The organism is Mariniflexile sp. (assembly GCF_041583155.1).
Taxonomy (GTDB): domain Bacteria; phylum Bacteroidota; class Bacteroidia; order Flavobacteriales; family Flavobacteriaceae; genus Mariniflexile.
Genome location: NZ_JBFHGK010000001.1, coordinates 169,036 through 194,610, shown reverse-complemented (window position 1 = coordinate 194,610; position 25,575 = coordinate 169,036). Strand labels below are relative to the sequence as shown.

The following is a 25,575-nucleotide window of genomic DNA, read 5'->3' as shown; positions in this document are numbered from 1 at the left end:
GATATCGGTTGTTTCGGCGCTTTAAATTTCTAAATTCATTTTACTTTTGTTTTTTGTTTTAAAATTTGTACTATATTTACAACACAGAACAGAACAGAACAGATTGATAAATTTTGATCTTAATATAGATAGTGAAGTACCAAGGTACCAGCAATTAGTTAATGCAGTTAATGATGCGTTAGCCAATAATACCTTGTCTAGTGGAGATGCTTTGCCTTCAGTTAATGCTATTTGCAATGACTATAAATTATCGCGAGACACTGTATTTAAAGCTTATACTATTTTAAAGGAAAATGGCGTGGTGGAGTCTGTGCCAAATAAGGGATATTATGTAGCTAATGATACCCGGAAAGTCCTTTTGGTTTTAGATACCTTCAAAGCATATAAAGAAGTTCTTTATCATTCTTTTGTAAATAATTTGCCTAAAAAGGTAATTGTAGATGTGCAATTTCATCACTACAATATCAATAACTTCAAAACTATTCTGAATAATAGTAAGGGTAAGTATTTTAAATACGTGGTAATGACCTTCGACCATAAAGAAGTTCCAAATGTAATTGCCGATTTCGATAATGATAAATTGTTACTTATAGATTGGAATATTTATTCAAATTCATCCAATAATTACGTGTTTCAGGATTTTGGAAAAGCGTTTTCTGAAGCTTTAAAAGAAGCAGTTGTACCTTTTAAAAAATATAAAAAATTGGTGTTTGTTTATCCAACATTTACCAAACATCCCTCGGAATCGGTTACATATTTTAAGCAGTTTTGTGAAATTAATAAACTGAAGTTTAAAATAATTACAGAGCCGTCGGATTTTAATATTGTAAAAGGCGAAGCCTATATAAGTGTAAGCGACAGAATACTTGGAACTTTTTTAGAGCAATGTAAAGCAAAAAATTTTGAACCGGGTACCGATGTTGGATTTCTTTCTTATAATGAAACACCCATGAAAAAATTCATCTATAAAGGCATTTCTGTTGTGTCTACCGATTTTAAAGAAATAGGAATTAAAGCAGCAGAATTTATTAATCAAGAAAATACTGTTCAAACATATATACCAACTAAATTAATATTAAGAGAATCATTATAAATTATGTACTATTTAGGATTAGACATAGGAAGTTCCTCCATAAAAGCAGCACTTGTTGAAATTGCATCGGGGAAAAGTTTGGGAGTTGTTCAAGAACCAGAACAAGAAATGGGCATGTTTGCTCAAAAAAATGGCTGGGCAGAACAAAAACCAAACGATTGGTGGCAACATGTTTGTAATGCCATAACCAAATTAAAAAAACAACATAAGGTATCTAGGTCAGAAATAAAGGGTATAGGTATTTCGTACCAAATGCATGGTTTGGTAGTTGTTGATAAAGATGGCAATCCATTGCGAAAAAGTATTATTTGGTGCGATAGTAGGGCGGTTGAAACAGGTAATAAAGCCTTCGCATCTATAGGAGAAGAAGTATGTTCAACCAACCTTTTAAATTCGCCATCTAATTTTACCGCTTCAAAGTTAAAATGGGTAAAGGAAAATGAACCGGAAATTTATAAAAAGATTTATAAGTTCATGCTCCCAGGAGATTATGTTGCCTATAAATTTTCAAACAAAATAAATACGACAATTTCAGGACTGTCTGAAGGCATCTTTTGGGATTTTAAAAAAGATACAATTGCCGATTTCCTTTTAGAACATTATGGAATAGAAAAGGCCCTAATCCCAGATATTGTTGAAACTTTCGGTGTGCAATCTTTAGTTGATGAAAAAGGTGAAGCTGAAAGCGGTATCGCAGCAGGAACACCAATTTATTATCGTGCAGGCGATCAACCTAACAACGCATTATCTTTAAACGTTTTTAATCCTGGTGAAGTTGCTGCAACTGGCGGAACATCAGGCGTGTTTTATGCGGTAACCGATAGCTTATCTGCCAAAGAAAGTTCAAGAGTAAATAATTTTGCCCACGTTAATTACAAAAAAGGGGCCGATGCAAGAATCGGGAAACTACTTTGTATTAATGGTGCAGGTATCCAATACCGTTGGCTGCTTAATAACTTAGACGTAAGTTCTTATGAAGAAATGAACAACTTAGCTTCGGAAATCCCCATAGGTTCCGATGGGGTATGTGTTATACCATTTGGTAATGGCGCCGAACGCATGCTAAATAATAAAGAAGTAGGTACTAGAATTGTAAATATAAACCTAAACAACCATCATAAAGGACATATGTGTCGTGCCGCTCTAGAAGGTATTGCGTTTTCATTTGTATACGGGATGGAAATTCTTAAATCTGATGGCATTAAGCCAAGCGTTATTCGCGCTGGAAACGATAATTTATTCCGTTCAGAAATTTTTGCAAACACGGTTGCCACATTAATCGAGCAGGAAATTGAAATCTATAATACCACAGGTGCTATTGGTGCTGCTCGTGCTGCCAATTTGCATAAAGGTGATTTCGGCAGTTTTGGGAAAGCTATTATCAATAACGATCACGTAATGACGTTTATGCCTTTCAAAGATAAATCGGCATATCAAAAAGCGTATGAAAACTGGAAAAACGAATTAGAAATAATAATCAGTAAATAATAAACTATTTGGGCGTTACCACAAGGGTCGGGCTTTACACTATATCTTTTTTTCGTGCCTCAAAAAAGGATGTCGTTTCAATCCCTAACGCAATTAGTAACACCAAATAAACAAATCAACACATAAACAAATAAACATTTAAAACATGGCATTAATTGGAAACAAAGAGTACTACAAAGGAATTGGAGAGATTAAATTTGAAGGAAAAGAATCAGATAACCCATTAGCATTTAAATATTATAACCCCGACCAAGTGGTTGCCGGTAAAACGATGCGTGAATGGTTTAAGTTCTCGGTAGCATATTGGCATACCTTCTGCGGACAAGGTTCTGATCCATTCGGTCCTGGCACACAAAACTTTGAGTGGGATAAATCACCGGATGTGGTTCAAGCAGCTAAAGACAAAGCAGATGCGGCTTTTGAATTTATCACTAAAATGGGATTCGGTTACTACTGCTTCCACGATTACGATTTAATTCAAGAAGGTGCAACGTTTGCAGAATCTGAAAACAGATTAGCAACTATCACCGATTATTTGAAACAAAAACAAGCCGATTCTGGTGTGAAATTACTTTGGGGAACAGCTAACTGTTTTTCAAATCCACGCTACATGAATGGAGCAGCAACCAATCCAGATTTCAAGGTAGTTGCTCGTGCAGGTGGTCAAATAAAATTAGCTTTAGATGCTACAATGGCCTTAAATGGAGAAAACTATGTGTTCTGGGGAGGTCGTGAAGGTTACATGACGCTTTTAAATACAGATATGGGTCGTGAATTAGATCATATGGGTCAGTTTTTAAGTATGTGTAGAGATTACGCACGTGCTCAAGGATTTAAAGGGAACTTCTTTATTGAGCCAAAACCAATGGAGCCATCAAAACACCAATACGATTTTGATTCGGCGACGGCTATTGGTTTCTTAAAAGAATACGGTTTAGATAAAGATTTCAAAATTAATATTGAAGTTAATCATGCAACACTAGCGCAACACACCTTCCAGCATGAAATTGAAGTAGCTGCAAAAGCAGGTATGTTAGGAAGTTTAGACGCTAACCGTGGTGATTACCAAAATGGTTGGGATACGGATCAATTCCCAAATAACATTCAAGAAACTACCGAAGCGATGTTGGTTTTCCTAAAAGCTGGTGGTTTACAAGGTGGTGGTGTTAATTTTGATGCTAAAATCAGAAGAAACTCAACCGATTTAGAAGATGTGTTCCATGCACATATTGGTGGCGCAGATACCTTTGCAAGAGCGTTAATTACTGCTGATAAAATTATGACATCTTCTGCTTATAATAAATTAAGAGCCGAGCGCTACGCTTCTTTCGATTCTGGGAAAGGAAAAGATTTTGAGGCCGGTAAATTAAGCTTACAAGATTTATATGAAATTGCCCAAGAAAATGGTGAGTTACCATTAACTAGCGGAAAGCAAGAGTTGTTTGAAAATATTATCAACCAATATATCTAATCTGTTAGCTTTATGGGAACATCAGCTAATACTGGGTATTTATTAAAATTAACCCTAGTGGCAACACTAGGAGGTCTCTTGTTTGGATATGACACAGCTGTGATATCTGGAACAGTAAGTTCATTAGAAAGCTTTTTTGTGCTTCCTTTTGGATTAGATGAAATGGAAGCAAATGCTCGTTTGGGTTTTGTGGTTTCTAGTGCTTTAATTGGCTGTATTATTGGTGGTATTTCTGGCGGTATAGTAAGTAAAAAATTAGGTCGTAAAAATGGTTTGATTTTAGCTGCTATTCTGTTCTTACTATCAGCTATAGGTTCTGCTATGCCAGAAATGATTTTGAAACCTATTGGTGAAGCCGATCATACGTTTATTTATATTTTTATAGTTTATAGAATTATTGGTGGTATTGGGGTTGGTTTAGCTTCTATGTTATCACCTTTATACATCGCTGAAATTGCCCCTGCCAAAATTCGAGGTAAACTGGTTTCTATGAATCAGTTTGCTATCATTTTTGGTATGCTTGTGGTGTATTTTGTAAATTATTATATCGCGAAACAAGGTGATGATACTTGGTTAAACACCGTGGGTTGGAGATGGATGTTTGCTTCAGAAATTATTCCTGCTTCATTGTTTTTAGTCATGTTATTGTTTGTGCCAGATACGCCAAGATCTTTGGTGTTAAAGTCGCAACCAGAAAAAGCATTGGATATTTTAACTAAAGTGAATGGTGTTGATGAGGCTAAAAAAATATTGGCAGATATTCAAAACACCGTGGTTAGTCATTCAGGAAAATTATTTTCATTCGGTGCTGCTGTTATAGTAGTAGGTATCCTGTTGTCTGTATTTCAGCAATTTGTAGGTATAAACGTTGTGTTGTATTACGCTCCAGAGATATTTAAAAGCATGGGATCTGGAACCGATACCGCCTTGTTACAAACCATTATTGTAGGTGTTGTTAATCTTGTGTTTACTGTTTTAGCTATTATGACGGTGGATAAATACGGAAGAAAACCGTTGATGATTATCGGTGCTTTAGGAATGGCCATCTCCATGTTTGCTTTAGGAACCACGTTTTTCATGAAATCGGTAGGGATCGGAGCCTTGGTATTTATGCTAATTTATGTGGCGAGTTTTGCCATGAGTTGGGGGCCTGTTTGTTGGGTTTTATTGTCAGAGATTTTTCCAAATAAAATTAGAGGAAAAGCCTTGGCAGTAGCCGTAGCAGCACAATGGATTTCTAACTATTTGGTGTCTTGGACTTTCCCTATGATGGATAAAAACTCTTATTTATTAGAGAAGTTTAATCATGGGTTTGCTTATTGGATTTATGGCGTTATGGGCTTATTAGCTGTTGTGTTGGTATGGAAATTTGTGCCAGAAACAAAGGGAAAAACTCTGGAGGAATTAGAAGAAATCTGGTTGAAGAAGTAATTATTGATTTGAATTTTATAAAAAAAATGGTCTTCAATATACTAAAGACCATTTTTTTTATTTTTCTTCTTCAACAGAAGATTACGGATTTTTTACAATTCTAAATACTTTATTATTGTGGTAACGGCTCCTCTATTCTTTTTTATATAATTTGAGTTGTTTTTACCAGCCTCTAATCGTTTATCTGCGTTTTGAATAAGCTCAGTTAAAACAGCGTCTAATTCAGATTGGTTTGATATGGAAAATAGTCCGTTATTATCTATCATTTCTTGAGCTTCAGGAAATTTTTCATGATGGTTTCCAATAATAATCGGTACGCCAAAAACAGCAGGTTCTAGGGTGTTATGTAGGCCTGTGTTTCCTATAGCACCTCCTACATAGGCAATTTCAGCGTAGTTGTATATTTTTGAAAGAATACCAATGGTGTCAATAATAAACACTTGGGCACTTTCTACAGGTTTGTTATCTTTTTCAGAAAAAAGAATGCTTTCAACGTTTAATTTTTCCTGAATATTTTTTATTTGATTCGATTTTATATTGTGTGGTGCGATAATATATTTTACATCTTTTGAAGTTTCAGAGTTTATAAAATTAATAAGTAAACTTTCGTCTTCCGGCCAGGTGCTTCCGGCAACAATACATAGTTTGTCTTGTTTAAAGGTTGCAATAAAATCTAAGGTGTTATCAATTTCTAATTGACTGGAAACACGATCAAAACGCGTGTCGCCAGAAATTGTAACTTTCTTATAATGAATCGATTCTAGTAGTTTTTTAGAGCCTTCATTTTGGGTGAAAATATGTTCAAAAGCAAATAAGGCCTCATGCAATTGTTTTCCGTAGAATTTAAAAAATGATTGATTAGTTCTAAACGATGCAGAAATTAAAATGGCTCTTAATTTTCTGCTTTTCAATTCATTTAAAAAGTTAGGCCAAATATCATATTTCACAAAAACAGTCAACTCCGGATTTATTTTGTCAAGAAAATTTTTTGCATTTGCTCTAGAATCTAATGGTAAATAAACCACCAAATCGGCTATTGGTGAATTTTTTCTTATTTCGTAACCTGAAGGTGAAAAAAAGCTTAATACAATTTTATGACTTTTGTAGTGCTCTCGGAGTACTTTAAACACAGGAAGACCTTGCTCATATTCACCTAAAGATGCACAATGAAACCATAGGGTTTTATCAGACGGTTTTAAGGCTTCTTGAAGTGTTTTAAAAGTTCGGGACCTGCCTTTAACACCGCTTTTAATTTTTTTATTGAATGGTGCTGCGCATTTTAAGCCAAAATGCGCAAGATGAATGCCGATATTATAAATAAGACCCAATTCCTTTTTTTTTTGCTGCTAAAATACATTTCTTTCAAATATTTTCATTGGTTACCGTGTACTAATTCCTTAAATTCGTAGCTTATTAACTCATGATATGGAGGTTTGTAACGATTCTAATTACAACACCGTAGAAGTTGAAATTTTTTAGATGAAGAAAATTCAAATGGTCGACCTTAAAGGTCAATACGACAACATTAAAGAGGTGGTTAACACATCAATTCAAGAAGTTTTAGAAACAACAGCTTATATAAATGGGCCAAAAGTGCATCAATTTCAGAAGAATTTGGAGCAATTTTTGGGAGTAAAACATGTAATCCCGTGTGCAAATGGAACAGATGCATTACAAATTGCAATGATGGGATTAGGTTTAAAGCCCGGCGACGAAGTTATTACAGCCGATTTTACGTTTGCAGCAACCGTTGAAGTGATAGCCTTATTACAATTAACACCTGTGTTAGTGGATGTAAATGAAGATGATTTCAATATTAATATTGAAGCCATAAAAAAAGCCATTACGCCAAAAACGAAAGCGATTGTGCCTGTTCATTTATTTGGACAATGTGCCAATATGGATGCTATCATGGAAATTGCCGAGGCGCATAATTTATATGTAATTGAAGATAATGCCCAGGCAATTGGAGCTATGTACACTTCTAAAGATGGAACAAAATCACAAGCAGGTACGATGGGGCATGTTGCTTCCACCTCATTTTTTCCATCTAAAAATTTAGGGTGTTATGGCGATGGTGGTGCTATTTTTACCAATGATGACAATTTAGCGCACACTATCAGAGGCATTGTAAATCATGGCATGTATGAGCGTTACCATCATGATGTGGTAGGCGTTAATTCGCGTTTAGATTCTATTCAAGCGGCCGTTTTAGATGCTAAGTTACCACATTTAAATAGTTACAATAAGGCTAGACAAGAAGCTGCAAAAAAATACAATAAAGCTTTTGAAGGCATCGATAAAATTATAACGCCTAAATTATCAAATGGCTGTAAAACGATTTGTGATACCTGTGATTGCCACGTGTTCCATCAATATACTTTACGTGTAATTGGGGTGGATAGAGATGCATTGGTTAAGCATTTGGCCGAAAAAGCAATTCCTTGTGGTGTGTACTATCCAATTCCACTTCATCAACAAAAAGCCTATACAGATACAAGATATAATGAAGCGGATTTTACGGTTACCAATCAGTTGGTGAAAGATGTTATTTCATTACCAATGCACACCGAATTGGATGATGAACAAATAGAATTTATTACTTCAACAATTATAAACTTTATAAATGGATAAAATTTTAGTTACTGGTGGTTTAGGCTTTATAGGCTCCCACACCGTTGTGGAATTACAAAAAGAAGGCTACGAAGTAGTTATTATTGATAACTTATCAAACTCATCAATTAATGTACTAGATGGTATTACTTCTATTAGTGGTAAAAAACCAATTTTTGAAAATCTGGATTTAAGAGATAGGGCAGATGTTGAAGCTTTTTTTGCAAAACATAACGATATAAAAGGGGTTATTCATTTTGCAGCCAGTAAGGCAGTTGGAGAAAGTGTGAAAGAACCATTATTGTACTATGAGAATAATATTAGCACCTTGGTTTATATTCTGAAAGAATTAAAAAAACTACCAGAGGCAAGTTTCATTTTTAGTTCGTCTTGTACCGTTTACGGACAGGCAGATGAATTACCAATCACTGAAAATGATCCGGTAAAAAAAGCAGAATCACCATACGGAAACACCAAACAAATAGGTGAAGAAATAATAAGAGATACTTGTAAGGTAACACCAAGTATTAAAGCGATTGCTTTACGCTATTTTAATCCAGTTGGAGCACATGAATCGGTTAATATCGGCGAGTTACCTATTGGTGTGCCACAAAATTTAGTACCATTTATCACGCAAACAGCCATTGGTTTAAGAGAGCAATTGTCAGTTTTCGGAGATGATTATCCTACTGCTGATGGTACTTGTATTCGTGATTATATTCACGTGGTGGATTTGGCAAATGCACACGTAGTAGCACTAGAACGATTGTTGAAAAATAATAACAAAGCGAATTACGAAACCTTTAATTTGGGAACAGGAACAGGAAGTTCGGTGTTAGAAGTAATAAAATCTTTTGAAAAAGTTTCTGGAAAAAAATTAAATTATAAAATTGTAGGAAGAAGAGAAGGTGATGTTATTTCGGCATATGCTGATACTACAAAAGCAAATGAAGAATTAGGTTGGAAAACAAAATTATCTTTAGATGATGCAATGCGTTCAGCATGGAATTGGGAACAAAAAGTAAGAAAAGATAAATAGTTGTCTAATACATTATAGAACACAAAAAGAAAGGCTACAAATTTAATTTGTAGCCTTTACTATTTTATTAGGTAATGCCCTTTGTTATTTTACTTCTGCAGTATTTTTATTTTTCTTTTTAAAACTCACAAAAAGTAGTATAATCATTCCAGTAGTTACTGATAAATCGGCCATATTAAAAATACCGGTTCTAAAAACGCCTCCTAAATCGATAAAGAAAAAGTCGGTTACAGAACCATAAACAATACGGTCGTAAACATTTGCAATACCGCCACCAATAATACTGGCAAAAGCAAAAAGCGAACAATTATCTAAAGATTTATCTTTTAAAATATATCGTAATACAAACCCCAAAACAAGAATAGGTAAGATTAGAAGTAAAATAATCCTAAGTGTTGGGTTTAAATCACTACCCATTCCTAAAAAAGCTCCTGAATTTTCAACATTCATCATAATGAAAGCATCTCCTATAAGGGAGATACGGTCACCCATTTGAAAATCGGTTCGAGGTTCTATATTGGTTCTAACCAATATTTTTGTAATTTGATCGATTGCGATGGTTACCAAAATAACCAATAGTATGTATAAACTACGTTTTGTAAACTTCATTATAAACTTGCAGAAGCTGTTTGAGCGTCTCTATTTATTTTTTTAACCAAACCTTGTAAAACGTTTCCAGGACCTACTTCGGTAAACATGGTAGCGCCATCTGCAACCATTTGTTGCACAGATTGTGTCCAACGTACAGGCGCAGTTAATTGCGATATTAAATTTGCTTTTATAGCCGTTTCATCAATTACTGCATTAGCCGTTACATTTTGGTAAATTGGGCAATTAGGTTTACTAAATTTGGTATTTTCAATAGCTGCAGCTAACTCTTCGCGAGCAGGCTCCATTAAAGGCGAGTGAAATGCGCCACCAACAGGTAATACTAAAGCACGTTTTGCACCAGCGGCTTTCATAGCTTCGCAAGCTTTGTTAATTGCTTCAACATCACCAGAAATTACTAATTGTCCTGGGCAGTTGTAATTTGCAGCTACAACCACACCATCAATAGAAGCACATACTTTTTCAACAATGGCATCTTCCAAACCTAAAACGGCAGCCATGGTACTAGGTTGTAATTCGCAAGCTTTTTGCATAGCTAATGCACGTTGAGATACTAATTTTAAACCGTCTTCAAAGGTTAAAGCGCCAGCAGCTACTAAGGCTGAAAATTCACCTAGAGAGTGACCAGCAACCATATCTGGCTTAAAGTTATCACCTAATGTTTTAGCTAAAATCACGGAATGTAAAAAGATAGCAGGTTGTGTTACTTTAGTTTCTTTTAAAGCTTCAGGCGTTCCTTCAAACATTATATCTGTAATATTGAAACCTAAAATTGTATTTGCTCTTTCAAACATTTCTTGTGCTAAAGGAGAGTTTTCATAAAGATCTAAACCCATTCCTTTAAATTGTGCACCCTGACCTGGAAATATATATGCGTTCATAGTTGATTTATAAATTAGGCTGCAAAAATAAGAATAAAAACTTTAATAAAAATCTGAACCATTCTATTTTCACTTTATGAATGTAGTTGTTAGTTTTTTAACTATTATCTATGGTTTTAATAATTTTAGCTGGGTTTCCAGCAATAACAACATCATCGGGAAAACTTTTAGTAACAACAGCTCCAGCAGCAACCACAATATTATTTCCTAAAACAACTCCAGGGCAAATAACGGCATTTCCACCAATCCAAACATTATTGCCTATTCTTATCGGTTTGGCAAGTTCTTTACCACTATTACGCGCTTTAAACTCCAAAGGGTGAGTTGCTGTATAAATTTGCACATGTGGAGCAAACATACAATTGTCGCCAATGATGACTTCGGCAACATCTAAAATGCAGCAGTTAAAATTCATAAATACATTTTTACCAGCTTTAATATTACTACCATAGTCGCAGTGAAAAGGTGGTTCAATATATAAGTTGTCTCCTGCATTTTCAATTATTTGATATAAGATGGACTGACGTTCTTCTAAATTAGCTTCACTTAAGTGATTGAATTTATGGCATAAAATGCGCACACGATGGCGTGCCTGTACTAATTCTGGGTCGGTTGGACTGTATAATTCACCAGTCAACATTTTTTCTTTCTCAGTCATATGTTTAGTTATAAACCAACAACTGCTGCCTCTACGCAACGTTCACCATCCATGGCGGCAGAAACAATACCTCCAGCATAACCACCACCTTCCCCACATGGGAATAAACCTTGAATTTGTGGATGTTCCAAATGTTCATTTCTAGGAATGCATACTGGCGATGAGGTTCTAGATTCTACACCAACTACATTTGCTTCGGCTGTGTAATACCCATGCATTTTTTGCCCAAAAGCTTCAAAGCCTTTACGTAATCGGCTTCCAATTAATTTTGGTAATAAGGAATGCAATGGAGCTGAGTTTAAACCGGGCTGATAAGAGGTAGGATTCAAGTCGTTTGATAATCGGCCTTCCACAAAATCTGTTAAACGTTGTGCTGGTGCAGATTGACTTCGGCCACCAGCTGTATAGGCCATGCGTTCTAGGTTTTTCTGATATTCTAATCCTTTTAAAGGGCCATACTGTTCGTATTTTGGTAAATCTCGATTAACATCAATTTCAACCACAATGCCGGAATTAGCAAATAAATTATTCCGTTTTGATGGAGACATGCCATTTACCACTATTTCCCCGTTTACTGTTGCGGCAGGAACTATAAATCCGCCAGGGCACATGCAAAAAGAGTAAACACCACGCTCGTTTACTTGTTGTACTAAACTGTAGGAAGCGGCTGGTAATAATTCGTGCCTGCTACCACTGCAATGGTATTGAATGGAGTCTATAATTTGTTGTGGGTGTTCTACACGAACTCCCATAGCAAATGATTTAGCTTCTAAAGCAATTTCTTTGTTATGAAGTAAATAATAAATATCACGCGCAGAATGTCCAGTTGCTAGAATGACTCTGTTAACGGGCATTTCATTTCCATTTTGTAATAGAATTGCTTGAATTTTATTGTTTTTTATAATGAAATCGGTTACACGGGTTTCGAAATGAATTTCACCACCATGCTTTAAAATGGTTTCTCTAATGTTTTGAACTACAATGGGCAGTTTGTTGGTGCCAATATGTGGGTGTGCATCTACTAGTATCTGGTCGGTTGCACCATGAAACACCAAGTTTTCGAATATCCTTCTAACATCGCCACGTTTTAAACTTCGGGTGTAAAGTTTGCCATCGGAATAAGTTCCTGCGCCTCCTTCACCAAAGCAATAATTGGAGTCTTCATTTACAAAATGATCTTGATTTATAGCACGCAAATCTCGGCGACGATCCCTCACATTTTTACCACGCTCCAAAACGATTGGCTTAAAGCCAAGTTCAATACAACGCAAGGCAGCATACATGCCAGCAGGACCAAATCCAATAATGTGAATTGGTTTTGCTTTTGAAACGTCTTTGTAATCAAACAGATAATCGGAAGTTTTAGGGAGTGCTTCACGAATATATACAGCAACTTTATAGTTAAAAATGATTTTTGGCTTGCGAGCATCAATAGATTTCCGAAGTACTTTAACACCGGTAATGTCTTCTTTGTCAATATCGAGAATTTGTGATGCTTTTTGCACCAAAATATCGCTGCGTTCTTCCTCTTTAAGTGAAATTCGGAGCTGAAGTTCTTTTATCATGATGCAAAATTAGCAAAAAATGAGATAGTATGGCCTAGGTTAACTTATTGTAAAATTAATATTTGCTTTTTCACGTTGAAGTCGAGTTTTAAACAAACATAATCTTTCAATAATAGCAAGTAACTTAAACATAATGTTTAGCTAACAAATCTTTTTTTCATTAGTGTGATTTTTGATGAAAAATATAATTATGACTTTAAAGAGCAATTCAAGAAGAGACTTTATTCAAAAGACATTGTTTGCAGCTGGTGGTATTATTTTAGCGCCAAATTTTATTAGCTGTTCAAAAGATGATATCACAGAATTTGATTTTGATGCATCCGAATTAACTCAACAGAATTTTAATCAGGGTGTTGGTAGTTTTGATCCAACGAGTTCGAGCGTTATTATCTGGACACGTTACAGTAGCCCGGATAAAGAGATTATTTGGCAAGTAGCAACGGATGTTAGCTTTTCCAATATCGTAAGAAATGGGAAAATAATGAGCGAAGCTTCAAGAGATAACACCATTGCCATTGAGTTAACTAATCTGGAAGCTAATCAAAAATTATTTTACCGATTTGTAAATAAGGAAGAAGGTGCTATTTCAGTAGTTGGAGAAACTATAACCTTACCTATTAATGCTTCCTCTATAAAACTTGCAGTTTGTTCTTGTTCTAATTATCAGGCAGGACTTTTTAATGTTTATGATTTGATGGCAAAATCGGATGCAGATATCATCGTGCATTTAGGCGACTATTTTTATGAGTATGGGGCAGGAGGTTATGGCGCTTCTGCGGAAAATGCTTTTCTAAATAGAATGCATGAACCTAGTAACGAGATTTTGTCTTTGGATGACTATAGAACACGGTACAAGCAATATAAATCGGATGAGTCTTTGCAATTGGCACATCAAAAAAAGCCATTTATATGTGTTTGGGACGATCATGAAATCACTAATGATGCTTATATGGATGGAGCAGAAAATCATAATGAAGCAACCGAAGGTGACTACGAAACTAGAAAACAATATGCACTGAAAGCTTATAGTGAGTTTTTACCATTTTCTAGAACTTCAGAAAATGATAATAGCATCATTTATAGAACCATTAATATAGGTAATTTAGTTAACCTAATAATGCTAGATACCCGAATTATTGGCAGAGATAAACAATTAAATATTACAGATTACTTTACCGCTACTGGCTTTGATGCTAATGCATTTGAAAACGCATTAAGCGATTCCAACAGAAGTTTATTAGGAGTAACACAACGTAATTGGCTTATAAATGAGTTAAACTCAAGTGTTGCAAATTGGCAGGTTTTAGGGCAACAAGTGTTAATGGGTAAAATGTACATTCCTGCTGAATTGTTACTGGCTTTTGGCGCTCCAAATTTTATTGAAGTACTAACAGAATTAGTGACTATAAAAACAAGAATGCTAAACAATGATCCAACGCTTACTATAGAGGAAAAATCAAGAATATTAGCGGTAATACCATATAATTTAGACGCTTGGGATGGCTACCCGGTAGATAGGGAGGTAATTTACAATTCGTTAAATGGAAAAAAACTGATTACACTTGCAGGAGATACCCATAATGCATGGAGTAATAAATTGATAGCACAAAATGGTACCGAGGTAGGGATAGAGTTTGCAACTTCCAGTGTTAGTTCTCCAGGTTTTGAAACTTATTTAGGAGACACCAACCCAGCAATGATTGCTGGTTTTGAACATGCTTTAACTACGTTAATAGATAGTTTAACCTATTTTGATGCTTCAAAAAGAGGGTTTTTAATGGCAACTTTTACCCAGGCAGAGGTTAAATCTGAGTGGGTTTTTGTAGATACAATTCTATCAAAATCGTATACTTCCCAGGTAGGTCATACAATAACTTACTCCTAGGCCTAATACTTTTAAGAAGTCTTTCTAAAGAACTTTATAAGAAGCAAATACCCTTCAAAAGTATTTGCTTCTTTTTTTTAAAGGTAAATCTCCTTGATTTTTTTGTGTAAACTATGTTTTAGAAATGAATTAAAAATCATTTTTTTATTTCTAAGGAGGTCGAAAAATCAAGATTTATGTAATACTGCTTATTAAGCTTAAAATGAAAACCCTGAGATGATTTCAATAATATTTAAAACATGATAAAAGTTAGGATTTAATAAAAATATTAAAGATAATTTTATCTCGATTTAAAAAATGATAAGTTATGAGTACTGAAAAAGCATGTTTGGTTTGTAAAAAATCATCGGAAGAGACCCCTGTTACAAAATTTTATTATCAGAAAAGTGAATTTTATATTTGTCCGCAACACATTCCTGTTTTAATTCATAAGCCTCATGAATTGATAGGTTTATTGGATGGTGCAGATAAATTACAAGGTGCCTAAAAACAACTATTTCCGTTCATAGGTTAAGAAGGAATAATCGAATTGATTTTTTTCATCCTTTTTATTAAAAACATTTGCTGTTTGTTTCCAAACAGTGGTATCTATTTTAGGAAAAAAGGTATCAGCATCGAAAGACTCATGTACCCGAGTTAGTTCTATTTTATCGGCAATAGAAATGGCCTGCTTGTATATTTCACCACCACCTATAACAAAAGGCTGTTCGTCATTTTCACAAGCTTTAATGGCCGCTTCAAGAGAATTTACTAAAATAACACCTTCAGGAACTTTATAGTTAGAATTTCTTGTAATAACTACATGTGTTCTATTTGGCAGAGGTTTTGGAAAACTTTCAAAAGTTTTACGTCCCATAATAATATGGTGGCCGTTTGTTAAATTCTTAAAATGTTTTAAATCATCACTAATATGCCATATCAGTTTGTTATCTTTTCCAATAGCATCATTTTCAGCAGCGGCAACAATTATAGTTAATTTAGAGGTTTTAGGATTTGTCTTTTTTTTTAGTAAAACAGCATCTTCTGGTAGTTGTTGTTTTAGTTTCTCAATACGTTCGTTTTGTTTAGAAACAAGTTTGTTTAATTGTTCCTGCTCCCAGGCTTTTCCCATAAATTTATGTGTAATAAAAACATTAAAGGCATGGTATAAAAATAAAAACAACCAAAATAAAATGGCAAATACAAACCAATTGGTGTCTAGGGGTTTGAAATTTTCTCCAAAACCTAAGCCTAAATTAAAGAGAATAAGAAAAACAGAACCTATTAAAAAAACTACAAAATGAATGTATAAGCGTTTTTTTTGTTTGATTCTATTTTGAGCGTTTTCAATCAACTCTAATTGGTCTTTATCTATTTGCGGGATGTCTTTCTTTTTTCCGAACATAATACTAAAAAAATGATAGCAAAGTTAATGCTTTTTAAGGACTCTATAATTTATATAATTAGAAACTTAAATTAAAGAAATTTCCGCAAACGTTTTCGTTTTGAAGTGCTTGAAAATCAATAAAAAGCAAAAAAATAACATTGATAATAATACAACAAATGTGGTACAATTATTATAAACGTTAAATTTTTATGATTTGATATTACTAAATTGACAATTCTTTGTTGTTTAATACATTAAATAGTTAAGCCTGTTAAATTGTTTTATAAATTTGTGCTATTAACAACACAAAACAAGTAAATTATGGCAATTACCAAACAATATTTGAAAAGCAAACCAGTATGTAAAGTAACTTTTTCTATTGAAGCTGAAGCAGCGAAGAAAGTTTCTGTTGTAGGAAATTTTAATGATTGGGATGCTAAAGCAACACCACTAAAAAAATTAAAAAGTGGTATTTTTAAAGGTACTGTAGATTTAGATCAAGATAATTCATATGAATATAAATATTTAGTGGATGGTGAGTTTGTGAATGATTCTGCTGCAGATTCGTATGTGTGGAATGATTTTGCTGCTGCTGAAAATAGTGTAGTAACAGTTTAGTTAAATCCTAAATTATACAAAAAAGTGCCTACACATTAGAAGGCACTTTTTTAAACGGCAACTGTGCCTTTTATATGTGGGTGTGGATTATAGTCCACCAAGGTAAAATCCTCAAAAGTAAAATCGAAAATGTCTGTAATCTCCGGATTGAGTATCATTTTTGGTAATGGTCTAATATCTCTTGATAACTGCAGTTTCAGTTGTTCAACGTGATTACTGTAAATATGTGCATCTCCAAAGGTGTGTATAAATTCACCTGCCTCATAACCGCATACTTGTGCCATCATCATTGTAAATAATGCATAAGATCCAATATTGAAAGGTACACCTAGAAAGATGTCTGCACTTCGTTGGTATAATTGGCAAGATAATTTGCCGTCGGCCACATAAAACTGAAAAAAAGCGTGGCAAGGAGGTAAGGCAGCTTTTCCATTTGCAACATTTTCACTGAATGATTTTGAAGTGTCAGGTAAAACAGAAGGATTCCATGCGGAAACCAACATGCGTCGACTATTTGGATTGTTTTTTAAGGTGTCAATAACCTCCTTTATTTGGTCAATTTCATCACTATTCCAATTACGCCATTGATGTCCATAAACTGGTCCTAAATCCCCATTTTCATCAGCCCATTCGTTCCAAATGCGAACACCATTATCGGTTAAATATTTTATATTGGTATCCCCTTTTAAAAACCAAAGAAGTTCATAAATGATCGATTTTAGGTGAAGTTTTTTTGTGGTAACCATTGGGAAACCTTCACTTAAATCGAAACGCATTTGGTATCCAAAAACACTTTTTGTTCCGGTGCCGGTGCGATCTCCTTTTTCATTTCCGTTTTCTAAAACGTGCTTTACTAAATCGTGATATTGCTGCATAAATTTATTCCTGCCAAAGCAGGAATCTCTTTAAATTAAACTCAAATTCTTTGGGTAAAAGTAAAAAAAAAGTGGAAGCCTTAAAGAGAACCACTTATTGAAATATTATAAAGTTATTAACTAAAGGAGATAGGATTGCCACCTCAATAGAGAAATGTTAACCAATAATCATGCCTGCAATAGTAGCGGAAACCAAAGAAGCAATACTACCACCAATTAAAGCTTTTATGCCAAATTGCGATAGTGTTTTGCGTTGTCCTGGCGCTAAGGAACCAATGCCACCAATTTGAATACCAATGGAAGCAAAGTTAGCAAATCCACATAGCATATAGGTTGCCATGATAATGGATTTTTCGTAGTTTAAATGTGTTGCACTAGCTATATCTTTTAATTCTCTAAGTTGGATATAACCTATAAACTCACTTGCCGCTATTTTTATTCCAAGAAGTTGGCCCATTAAAGCCATGTCTTCTGTAGCAACTCCTATTAACCACATCAGCGGAGCAAATGCGTAGCCTAGAATTAATTCTATTGATAAATTTTGATAAGACGTGTTATTGGTAACCCAAGTATTTATAGTTGTAACATCGCCAATCCATCCTAAAACGCCATTAAACATAGCAATAAAAGCAACAAAAACCAGTAGCATAGCACCAACATTAACGGCTAATTTTAAACCTTCAGTAGTACCGTTTGCAATTGCATCTAAAAAGTTAGTTCCAATTTTTTCTTGAGAAACAGCCACATCTGTGTAAATATCTTCCGTTTGTGGGTATAATATTTTCGAAATAACAATAGCGCCAGGAGCAGCCATTACTGAAGCAGCTAGTAGATGTTTAGCATAAAAAAGTCGCAAAACAGGGTCGTCGCCTCCTAAAAAGCCAATATATGCGGCAAGTACGGCGCCTGCAACGGTAGCCATACCACCAACCATAACCAAAAGCATTTCAGATTTGTTCATTTTCTCCAAATACGCCTTAATTAATAGAGGGGCTTCGGTTTGTCCTAAAAAAATGTTTCCTGCAACGCTTAAGCTTTCTGCCCCCGAAATTTTTAATGCCTTTGATAATAACCAAGCCATCCCCTTTACCACTTTTTGAATGATTCCTAAATAGAATAAAACGGAGGTTAAAGCGGAGAAAAATATAATAGTAGGCAATACTTGAAAGGCAAAAATATAGCCGAACGTATCCATATCTACCACGAGACCTTCAAACAAAAATTTACTACCTGCTCTTGTAAACTCTAAAACGCTTACAAAAAGTCCTCCAACAAATTCAAAAACAGATTTTACAAACGCTACTTTTAAAACCCCTACCGCAATAATGAGTTGAAATGCCAACCCAATGCAAACAATTTTCCAGTTAATAGCTTTTTTATTACTACTGAATAAAAATGAAATAAATATTAAGGTAACCATACCTAATGCGCCACGCCACAGACTATTTAAGGAAAATCCTTGACTTGGTATTATAGGTGTCGTTTCTGTTACAGTTGTAACGATACTGTTATTGGACTCATCGTTTTTTGAAGATGCTTCAGAATTGTTTTCTATTAATTCTGAAGTTTTAGAGGTGTCCTGTAAAACCGTATCCTGAATACTAATTTTATCTTTGTCTTGCCCCGAAATTGTTGATGTTGATACTAAAAAAAGAAGTGCAATAAACAAAAATATGTTTTTCATATAGATACTAATTAGGGGCTTTAATCTCGTTTGGAAATTTCGTCACGAATATGAGCTGCTTTTTCGTAATCTTCATTTTCAACAGCCTCGTTTAATAAATGTTGTAATTCTTCAATGGATTTTCCTTTATAATTTTCTCGAGGTGAAGTTTTTGGTTCTAATTCATTAGCAATTAAATCATCCATCAATACACTATCCTGTGTATCATCTTCCTCCTCTTTCTTTGGATTCACTTTTAAGTAGATTCCAGCTTTGTCAAGGATGTTTTTGTAGGTAAAAATAGGTGCGTCAAAACGTAATGCTAATGCAATTGCGTCACTTGTTCGGGCATCTATAATTTCTTCAATTTTATCGCGCTCACAAATTAAACTAGAATAAAACACACCATCTACTAATTTGTGAATAATGACTTGTTTTACAATAATATCAAATCTGTCGGCAAAATTTTTAAATAAATCGTGGGTTAAGGGTCTTGGAGGTCTTATTTCCTTTTCTAATGCAATAGCGATAGATTGCGCTTCAAAGGCACCAATTACTATAGGTAGTTTTCGGTCGCCGTCTACTTCGTTCAATATCAATGCGTAAGCGCCATTTTGTGTTTGGCTATAGGATATTCCTTTTATATTTAATCTTACTAAACTCATAAATTTATAAAAACGCAAAGAACTGCTTAAATTAGGACTTTACCAACTGCTAGAAGCAGATTTAAGAATATAATGCTAATTTAGGCAGTTCTAATAACAATACAATTTATAAAAAAATATTTATTGTTGGGCCTTAAAGGCTTTTAATTTTTCAATAAGTTGTGGTACGACTACAAATGCATCGCCAACAACACCATAATCTGCGGCTTTAAAAAACGGAGCTTCTGGGTCGGTATTAATTACAACTTTTACTTTTGAGGCATTAATTCCAGCTAAATGCTGAATTGCTCCTGAAATGCCAATGGCAATATATAGATTGGATGCAACTGGTTTTCCTGTTTGCCCTACGTGTTCACCGTGAGGTCTCCAGCCTAAATCGGACACAGGTTTAGAACAAGCTGTAGCAGCGCCTAAAACAGATGCCAATTCTTCAATAATGCCCCAGTTCTCAGGTCCTTTTAGTCCACGTCCACCAGAAACTACTATTTCGGCATCAGCAATACTTACTTTATTTGAAGCTTTGTCTACCGATTCTACAGTCACATTTAATTCTGAAATGGAAGGAGAAAAATCTTCTTCCGTAGCGTTACCGCTTTTTTCAATCAAACCAAATGCGTTATTTGATAAACCAACAATTTTCACATCGGTGTTTATCGATAACGTTTCAAAGGCTTTATTTGTAAAAGCTGTACGTTTAACCGTAAATGGGGAAATGTTAGAAGGTGCTGCAATAACGTTAGAAGCATATCCTGCATTTAAACCAACTGCCAATAATGGCGCTAAGTATTTACTGTTTGTGCTAGAACTTAATATAACTACTTTGGTTTCTTCTTTCTGAGCAGCTTGTTTTATTGCTTCTGCATATCCGCTAGCGTTAAAGCTTTCTAAAGTTGTATTTGAAACTTTTAGAACCTTGTCTACACCATAGTTTCCTAATTCAGAAATATCGCTTACATTGATAGCAATAGCTGTAACAGTTGTGCCTAATTGGTCGGCAACTGCTTTGGCATACGAAGCTACTTCGAAAGCAGCTTTTTTAAATTTTCCTTTTTCTGATTCTGTATATACTAAAACTGACATAATTTTTAATATTTAAAATTTCAAGCATCAAATCCCAACATTTTAATTTTGGATATTGGAATTTAATGAGTTGGAATTTAGTTTTTAAATAACTTTAGCTTCATTATGAAGTAAGCTTATTAACTCGTCCAAATTATCTGGAGACACCAATTTTACCGCTCCTTTTGGTGCAGGTTTTTCAAATTTAACTGATGAAGTTTCTGTATTTGCCTCAATTGGTTCCACTACGGTCAATGGTTTTTGGCGCGCCATCATAATACCACGCATATTTGGTATGCGTAATTCGCTTTCTTCAACCAAGCCTTTTTGTCCGCCAATAACTAAAGGAAGTGTTGTTGAAACGGTTTCTTTTCCGCCGTCAATTTCTCTTACAGCTTTTACTGTAGTGCCATCAATTTCTAAACCAATGCAATTATTTACAAAGTTTGCATTTGTTAATCCTGCAATCATCCCAGGAACCATACCGCCGTTATAATCTATAGACTCTCTACCAGCAATTACCAAATCATAACCCCCATCTTTAACTACATTGGCTAACTGTTTCGCAACCGAAAAACCATCGTTAGGCATTGTGTTTATACGTATAGCGGCATCAGCACCAATAGCTAATGCTTTTCGTAAGGTAGGTTCTGTTTCGGCACCGCCAACATTAACAACAGTTACGTTTGCAGCTTGTTTTTCTTTAAACCACATAGCGCGCGTTAATCCAAATTCATCATTTGGATTGATAACAAATTGTACACCATTAGTGTCAAATTTGGAGTCGCCTTCTGTAAAATTAATTTTAGATGTGGTGTCTGGAACATGACTAATGCACACTAATATTTTCATAATAATTATGGTGTTAAATATGTGAAATCTAATTTAGGCTACGAAGTTAATTATTTTATTCGTAATATTTTTTATGCATGCATAGTAAAATTTAAATAATTCTTTTTAAAAGGTAATCCATTTATTGTTATTTTTGTCTTTCGAAATTAAAATATATTTGATGAAGACAATTCAATTTAGAGAAGCTATTTGCGAAGCTATGAGTGAGGAAATGCGCAGAGATGAGAGCATTTACTTAATGGGCGAAGAAGTAGCAGAGTATAATGGTGCTTATAAAGCATCAAAAGGAATGTTAGATGAATTTGGTCCAAAACGTGTTATTGATACCCCAATTGCAGAACTTGGTTTTGCTGGTATAGCAGTAGGTTCGACCATGACAGGAAATAGACCGATAGTCGAGTATATGACTTTTAACTTTTCTCTTGTTGGAATTGACCAAATTATTAATAATGCTGCAAAAATCAGACAAATGTCTGGTGGACAATTTAAATGTCCGATTGTATTCCGTGGTCCTACAGCTTCTGCAGGGCAATTAGGTGCAACACACTCACAGGCCTTTGAAAGCTGGTTCGCTAATACTCCAGGTTTAAAGGTGGTAGTACCTTCAAATCCATATGATGCAAAAGGGTTGTTAAAAGCTGCAATTCGTGATGACGATCCAGTTATTTTTATGGAAAGTGAGCAAATGTATGGCGATAAAGGAGAAGTTCCAGAAGGCGAGTACATCATTCCTTTAGGGATTGCAGATGTTAAGCGTGAAGGAACCGATGTAACAATTGTGTCTTTTGGGAAAATAATAAAAGAAGCATATATCGCTGCTGATGAACTTGCTAAAGAAGGTATTTCTTGTGAAATTATCGATTTACGTACAGTACGTCCTTTAGATAAGGAAACTGTTTTGAAATCTGTAAAGAAAACAAATAGATTGGTAGTTTTAGAAGAAGCATGGCCTTTTGGAAACGTGTCAACTGAAATAACATATATTGTTCAATCTGAAGCATTTGATTATTTAGATGCCCCTGTAGTTAGAATCAATACAGCAGATACACCTGCAGCCTATTCTCCTGTGTTAATGGAGGAATGGTTGCCTAACAGCGGAGAAGTTATTAAAGCTGTTAAAAAAGTATTGTATAAATAAAATTAATTTTTTTACGTTATATAAACTTCATTGGCATAAATTGCTAATGAAGTTTTTTTTATTATGAACCCAAAACTACTACTCACATTTTTCTTCTTCGGAGTTTTTTCCGCATTCGCACAAACTAAGGTTAGTGGATATGTGTTTGATGAAGATAATCAGCCTGTTTCATTTGCTAACGTTATTCTTAAAGGTTCCACTCATGGTACAATTACCGATGAAAATGGAAAATTTTATTTAGAATCTTCTCAAACTTGGACGTCTCTAACGGTTTCTTTTTTGGGTTATGAAACCTTGAATGTTCCATTGGTTAAGAAAATAAATTATGATTTGAAGCTTATTCTAAAAGAAGAAGCAGCTCAATTAAATCAGGTATTTATTGTGGCTGGAAAGCAATCAAAAAAGAACAACCCTGCCATAGATTTATTGCGTAAAATATGGGAGCATCGCCGTAAAAATGGTCTAAAACACTACAAGCAATACGAATACAATAAATATGAAAAGGTTGAATTCGATATAAATACCATTGATAGCGCCCTTATAAATAGCAAACTTTTTAGGGGTATGGAATTTGTTTTTGATGAAGTTGATACCTCTAGCGTAACAGGAAAAACATATTTACCTATATTTATTAATGAAGCAGTGTCTACCGTTTATGGAGATAATCTTATTAAAAAAGAAAAGGAGGTTTTAAAAGGAAACAAGAATTCTGGATTTAGTGATAATCAGGTTATTATAGATTTTGTGGATGATTTGTATTCGGATTACGATATCTACGATAACTATCTAAAGTTTTTTGATAAAAGTTTTGTGAGTCCGTTGTCAAGAACAGGTATTGGTACTTACAATTATGTGTTAAAAGACAGTGCATTTATTGGTAATAAGTGGTGTTATAATATTATTTATTATCCACGTAGAAAGAATGAATTGACATTTAAAGGCGATTTTTGGGTTGCAGATTCCACCTATGCCATAAAGGAAATCAATCTTCAGGCATCAAAAAGTGCAAACATCAACTGGGTAAAAGATATTTATATAGAACAAGAGTTTGATGTTGTAAATGATTCTATTTTCTTAGTAAAACGCGATTATATGATGAGTGATTTTGCTTTTAACAAGAAAGAAAAATCGAGAGGTGTTTATGGAAAGCGAACCACATTATACGATAATTATAAGTTTGATATTGAAAAAAACAAGAAGTTTTACGAGGAAGAAGTTTATAATTACGATCAGGATGTGTATGATAGAGATGATGCCTTTTGGTCTCAAAACAGGTTAGAGGAATTAAATAAGGATGAAACAGGTGTTTATAAAATGTTAGACACCTTAAAAACAGTTAAGAAGTTTAAAAGACTATATAATTTAGGAAGTATTTTGGCTTCCGGCTATATCGAATTTAACGAACTTCCATTAGATTATGGTCCTATTTTTTCAACCTTTGGTTTTAATGAGGTAGAAGGTTTGCGTTTACGCGCCGGAGGCAGAACTTATTTTGGAAGAAATGATCTTTGGCGATTAGAGGGATTCACAGCCTATGGTTTTAATGATGATAAGTTTAAATATGGTATTTCAGGGAAATGGTTATTGGATAAAAGAAGACGCTTAATAATTTCTGGAGGAAATAGACGTGATGTGGAGCAAATAGGAGCAAGTTTAACAACCAGTACCGATGTATTGGGTAGAAGTTTAGCTTCTTCGGCTGTAATTGGAACTGGGACAAATGATAAATTAACTTCTATAAACTTAACCAGTGTCGCCGTTGAGCTAGAACCATGGAGAAATGTCGTTTTTAGGTTAGGCGCCAATTACCGAACCTTGGAATCTGCTTCACCAACTTTTAGCTTAGATTATTATACAGATTCAGGTATTGAATCGGAAGTAAAACAATATGAAACTGCTTTCTCTGTTTCTTATTTCCCAAAACGAAAAATGACAGGCTTTGGCGTAGAGCGCTTGAATGCGAATGATGATTATGCCAGTATATTTGCTCAGGTTAGCCGAGGAGATAAATCAATGTTTAATAGTGATTTTGACTATACTAAAGTGCAATTGTCCTACATTCAACCTTGGCATGTAGGCGGCTTTGGTAGGTTAACAACAACTATAGAGGCCGGAAAAACTTTTGGAGAAGTGCCGTTGGGATTGCTTAGTGTAATTCCCGGTAATCAATCTTATTTTTCAATTTATAATACATTTTCTCAGTTAGATTTTTATGAATTTGTTTCGGATACCTATACATCTTTACAGTTAGAGCATAATTTTAATGGCCGATTTTTCTCTAGAATTCCTTTTTTAAGAAAACTAAATCTTCGAGAAATTGTAAGTATTCGTGGTGTTTGGGGGGAAGTATCACAGGAAAATAAGGATTTGAATGCCTCGGGATTAATTTATAGAGCTCCAGATGAAAAAATGTACTATGAATACAGTTTAGGTGTTGGAAATATTTTTAAAGTATTTAGAATTGACTTTAATTTTAGAGGAAATTATTTAGATGAAATTGAAAATCCTAATGCTCGTAAATTTGGTATTACAGGAGCTTTTGGTTTTCACTTTTAAATTTTACTTAATCAAAAGGGAGGTTAATAATCATTTTTTTTAATCACTGG

Annotated in this window: 22 protein-coding genes; 11 read left to right on the top strand and 11 right to left on the bottom strand. The window is 34.4% G+C overall.

What is annotated here, in order from left to right; all coding sequences use genetic code 11:
* The first annotated feature begins 106 nt into the window (after positions 1–106).
* The 4 genes from ABYI63_RS00790 to xylE all read left to right on the top strand — a co-directional run bounded on the left by ABYI63_RS00790 (position 107) and on the right by xylE (position 5,483).
* Positions 107–1,093, top strand: coding sequence for a GntR family transcriptional regulator (locus ABYI63_RS00790; protein ID WP_372752436.1), 987 nt, complete (start codon positions 107–109; stop codon positions 1,091–1,093).
* Positions 1,094–1,096: 3 nt separating this feature from the next.
* Entirely contained in the window at positions 1,097–2,581 is a 1,485-nt protein-coding gene (locus ABYI63_RS00785; protein ID WP_372752400.1) for a xylulokinase, read from the top strand.
* A gap of 145 nt (positions 2,582–2,726) precedes the next feature.
* Entirely contained in the window at positions 2,727–4,052 is a 1,326-nt protein-coding gene (gene xylA, locus ABYI63_RS00780; protein ID WP_372752398.1) for a xylose isomerase, read from the top strand.
* A 12-nt stretch (positions 4,053–4,064) separates the two neighbouring features.
* Positions 4,065–5,483 carry a D-xylose transporter XylE gene (xylE, locus tag ABYI63_RS00775; protein ID WP_372752397.1) on the top strand — a complete coding sequence of 473 codons (1,419 nt, stop codon included), beginning with the start codon at positions 4,065–4,067 and terminating at the stop codon, positions 5,481–5,483.
* A 92-nt stretch (positions 5,484–5,575) separates the two neighbouring features.
* Here xylE and ABYI63_RS00770 read toward each other — a convergent pair whose 3' ends face one another.
* Positions 5,576–6,811 (bottom strand): 3-deoxy-D-manno-octulosonic acid transferase, encoded by a 1,236-nt coding sequence (locus ABYI63_RS00770; RefSeq protein ID WP_372752395.1) that lies wholly within the window; start codon positions 6,809–6,811, stop codon positions 5,576–5,578.
* 151 nt (positions 6,812–6,962) lie between these two features.
* On the opposite strand from ABYI63_RS00770, the gene ABYI63_RS00765 reads away from it, so the two are divergent.
* On the top strand, positions 6,963–8,117 hold the full coding sequence (locus tag ABYI63_RS00765) for a DegT/DnrJ/EryC1/StrS family aminotransferase (RefSeq protein ID WP_372752393.1): 1,155 nt from the start codon (positions 6,963–6,965) through the stop codon (positions 8,115–8,117).
* Positions 8,110–9,135 carry a UDP-glucose 4-epimerase GalE gene (galE, locus tag ABYI63_RS00760; RefSeq protein ID WP_372752391.1) on the top strand — a complete coding sequence of 342 codons (1,026 nt, stop codon included), beginning with the start codon at positions 8,110–8,112 and terminating at the stop codon, positions 9,133–9,135. Before ABYI63_RS00765 ends, galE begins: the two co-directional genes overlap by 8 nt.
* 84 nt (positions 9,136–9,219) lie before the next feature.
* Here galE and lspA read toward each other — a convergent pair whose 3' ends face one another.
* The 4 genes from lspA to ABYI63_RS00740 all read right to left on the bottom strand — a co-directional run bounded on the left by lspA (position 9,220) and on the right by ABYI63_RS00740 (position 12,848).
* On the bottom strand, positions 9,220–9,744 hold the full coding sequence (gene lspA, locus ABYI63_RS00755) for a signal peptidase II (RefSeq protein ID WP_372752389.1): 525 nt from the start codon (positions 9,742–9,744) through the stop codon (positions 9,220–9,222).
* On the bottom strand, positions 9,744–10,625 hold the full coding sequence (gene fabD / locus ABYI63_RS00750) for an ACP S-malonyltransferase (RefSeq protein ID WP_372752387.1): 882 nt from the start codon (positions 10,623–10,625) through the stop codon (positions 9,744–9,746). The genes lspA and fabD overlap by 1 nt, the downstream gene beginning before the upstream one ends.
* A gap of 97 nt (positions 10,626–10,722) precedes the next feature.
* Positions 10,723–11,283: a sugar O-acetyltransferase gene (locus ABYI63_RS00745; RefSeq protein ID WP_372752385.1), complete on the bottom strand. Its 561-nt coding sequence runs from the start codon at positions 11,281–11,283 to the stop codon at positions 10,723–10,725.
* An 8-nt stretch (positions 11,284–11,291) separates the two neighbouring features.
* Positions 11,292–12,848, bottom strand: coding sequence for an NAD(P)/FAD-dependent oxidoreductase (locus ABYI63_RS00740; protein WP_372752383.1), 1,557 nt, complete (start codon positions 12,846–12,848; stop codon positions 11,292–11,294).
* A gap of 190 nt (positions 12,849–13,038) precedes the next feature.
* Here ABYI63_RS00740 and ABYI63_RS00735 point away from each other — a divergent pair, with 190 nt between their 5' ends.
* Together ABYI63_RS00735 and ABYI63_RS00730 are read left to right on the top strand one after the other, a co-directional pair.
* Positions 13,039–14,733, top strand: coding sequence for an alkaline phosphatase (locus ABYI63_RS00735; RefSeq protein ID WP_372752381.1), 1,695 nt, complete (start codon positions 13,039–13,041; stop codon positions 14,731–14,733).
* Between the two features lie 307 nt (positions 14,734–15,040).
* On the top strand, positions 15,041–15,220 hold the full coding sequence (locus ABYI63_RS00730) for a hypothetical protein (RefSeq protein WP_372752379.1): 180 nt from the start codon (positions 15,041–15,043) through the stop codon (positions 15,218–15,220).
* 6 nt (positions 15,221–15,226) lie between these two features.
* On the opposite strand, the gene ABYI63_RS00725 is transcribed toward ABYI63_RS00730, so the two are convergent.
* Positions 15,227–16,117, bottom strand: coding sequence for a dihydrofolate reductase (locus ABYI63_RS00725; RefSeq protein ID WP_372752377.1), 891 nt, complete (start codon positions 16,115–16,117; stop codon positions 15,227–15,229).
* Positions 16,118–16,420: 303 nt separating this feature from the next.
* On the opposite strand from ABYI63_RS00725, the gene ABYI63_RS00720 reads away from it, so the two are divergent.
* Positions 16,421–16,717, top strand: a complete 297-nt coding sequence (locus ABYI63_RS00720) for an isoamylase early set domain-containing protein (protein ID WP_372752375.1) — start codon at positions 16,421–16,423, stop codon at positions 16,715–16,717.
* A gap of 50 nt (positions 16,718–16,767) precedes the next feature.
* Here ABYI63_RS00720 and ABYI63_RS00715 read toward each other — a convergent pair whose 3' ends face one another.
* The 5 genes from ABYI63_RS00715 to ABYI63_RS00695 all read right to left on the bottom strand — a co-directional run bounded on the left by ABYI63_RS00715 (position 16,768) and on the right by ABYI63_RS00695 (position 21,831).
* The gene (locus ABYI63_RS00715) at positions 16,768–17,592 is read right to left on the bottom strand and encodes a thymidylate synthase (protein ID WP_372752373.1); all 825 of its coding nucleotides are present in this window, start codon (positions 17,590–17,592) and stop codon (positions 16,768–16,770) included.
* Positions 17,593–17,749: 157 nt separating this feature from the next.
* A complete protein-coding gene (locus ABYI63_RS00710; protein ID WP_372752371.1) occupies positions 17,750–19,276 on the bottom strand; it encodes a NupC/NupG family nucleoside CNT transporter in 1,527 nt (508 codons plus the stop codon).
* A 20-nt stretch (positions 19,277–19,296) separates the two neighbouring features.
* Positions 19,297–19,920, bottom strand: coding sequence for a bifunctional nuclease domain-containing protein (locus ABYI63_RS00705; RefSeq protein WP_372752369.1), 624 nt, complete (start codon positions 19,918–19,920; stop codon positions 19,297–19,299).
* A gap of 120 nt (positions 19,921–20,040) precedes the next feature.
* The gene (locus ABYI63_RS00700; RefSeq protein ID WP_372752367.1) at positions 20,041–21,000 is read right to left on the bottom strand and encodes an electron transfer flavoprotein subunit alpha/FixB family protein; all 960 of its coding nucleotides are present in this window, start codon (positions 20,998–21,000) and stop codon (positions 20,041–20,043) included.
* A gap of 84 nt (positions 21,001–21,084) precedes the next feature.
* Positions 21,085–21,831: an electron transfer flavoprotein beta subunit/FixA family protein gene (locus tag ABYI63_RS00695; protein WP_372752365.1), complete on the bottom strand. Its 747-nt coding sequence runs from the start codon at positions 21,829–21,831 to the stop codon at positions 21,085–21,087.
* A 160-nt stretch (positions 21,832–21,991) separates the two neighbouring features.
* On the opposite strand from ABYI63_RS00695, the gene ABYI63_RS00690 reads away from it, so the two are divergent.
* Entirely contained in the window at positions 21,992–22,969 is a 978-nt protein-coding gene (locus tag ABYI63_RS00690; protein ID WP_372752363.1) for a pyruvate dehydrogenase complex E1 component subunit beta, read from the top strand.
* Positions 22,970–23,032: 63 nt separating this feature from the next.
* A complete protein-coding gene (locus tag ABYI63_RS00685; protein ID WP_372752361.1) occupies positions 23,033–25,525 on the top strand; it encodes a DUF5686 family protein in 2,493 nt (830 codons plus the stop codon).
* The last annotated feature ends 50 nt before the right edge of the window (positions 25,526–25,575 follow it).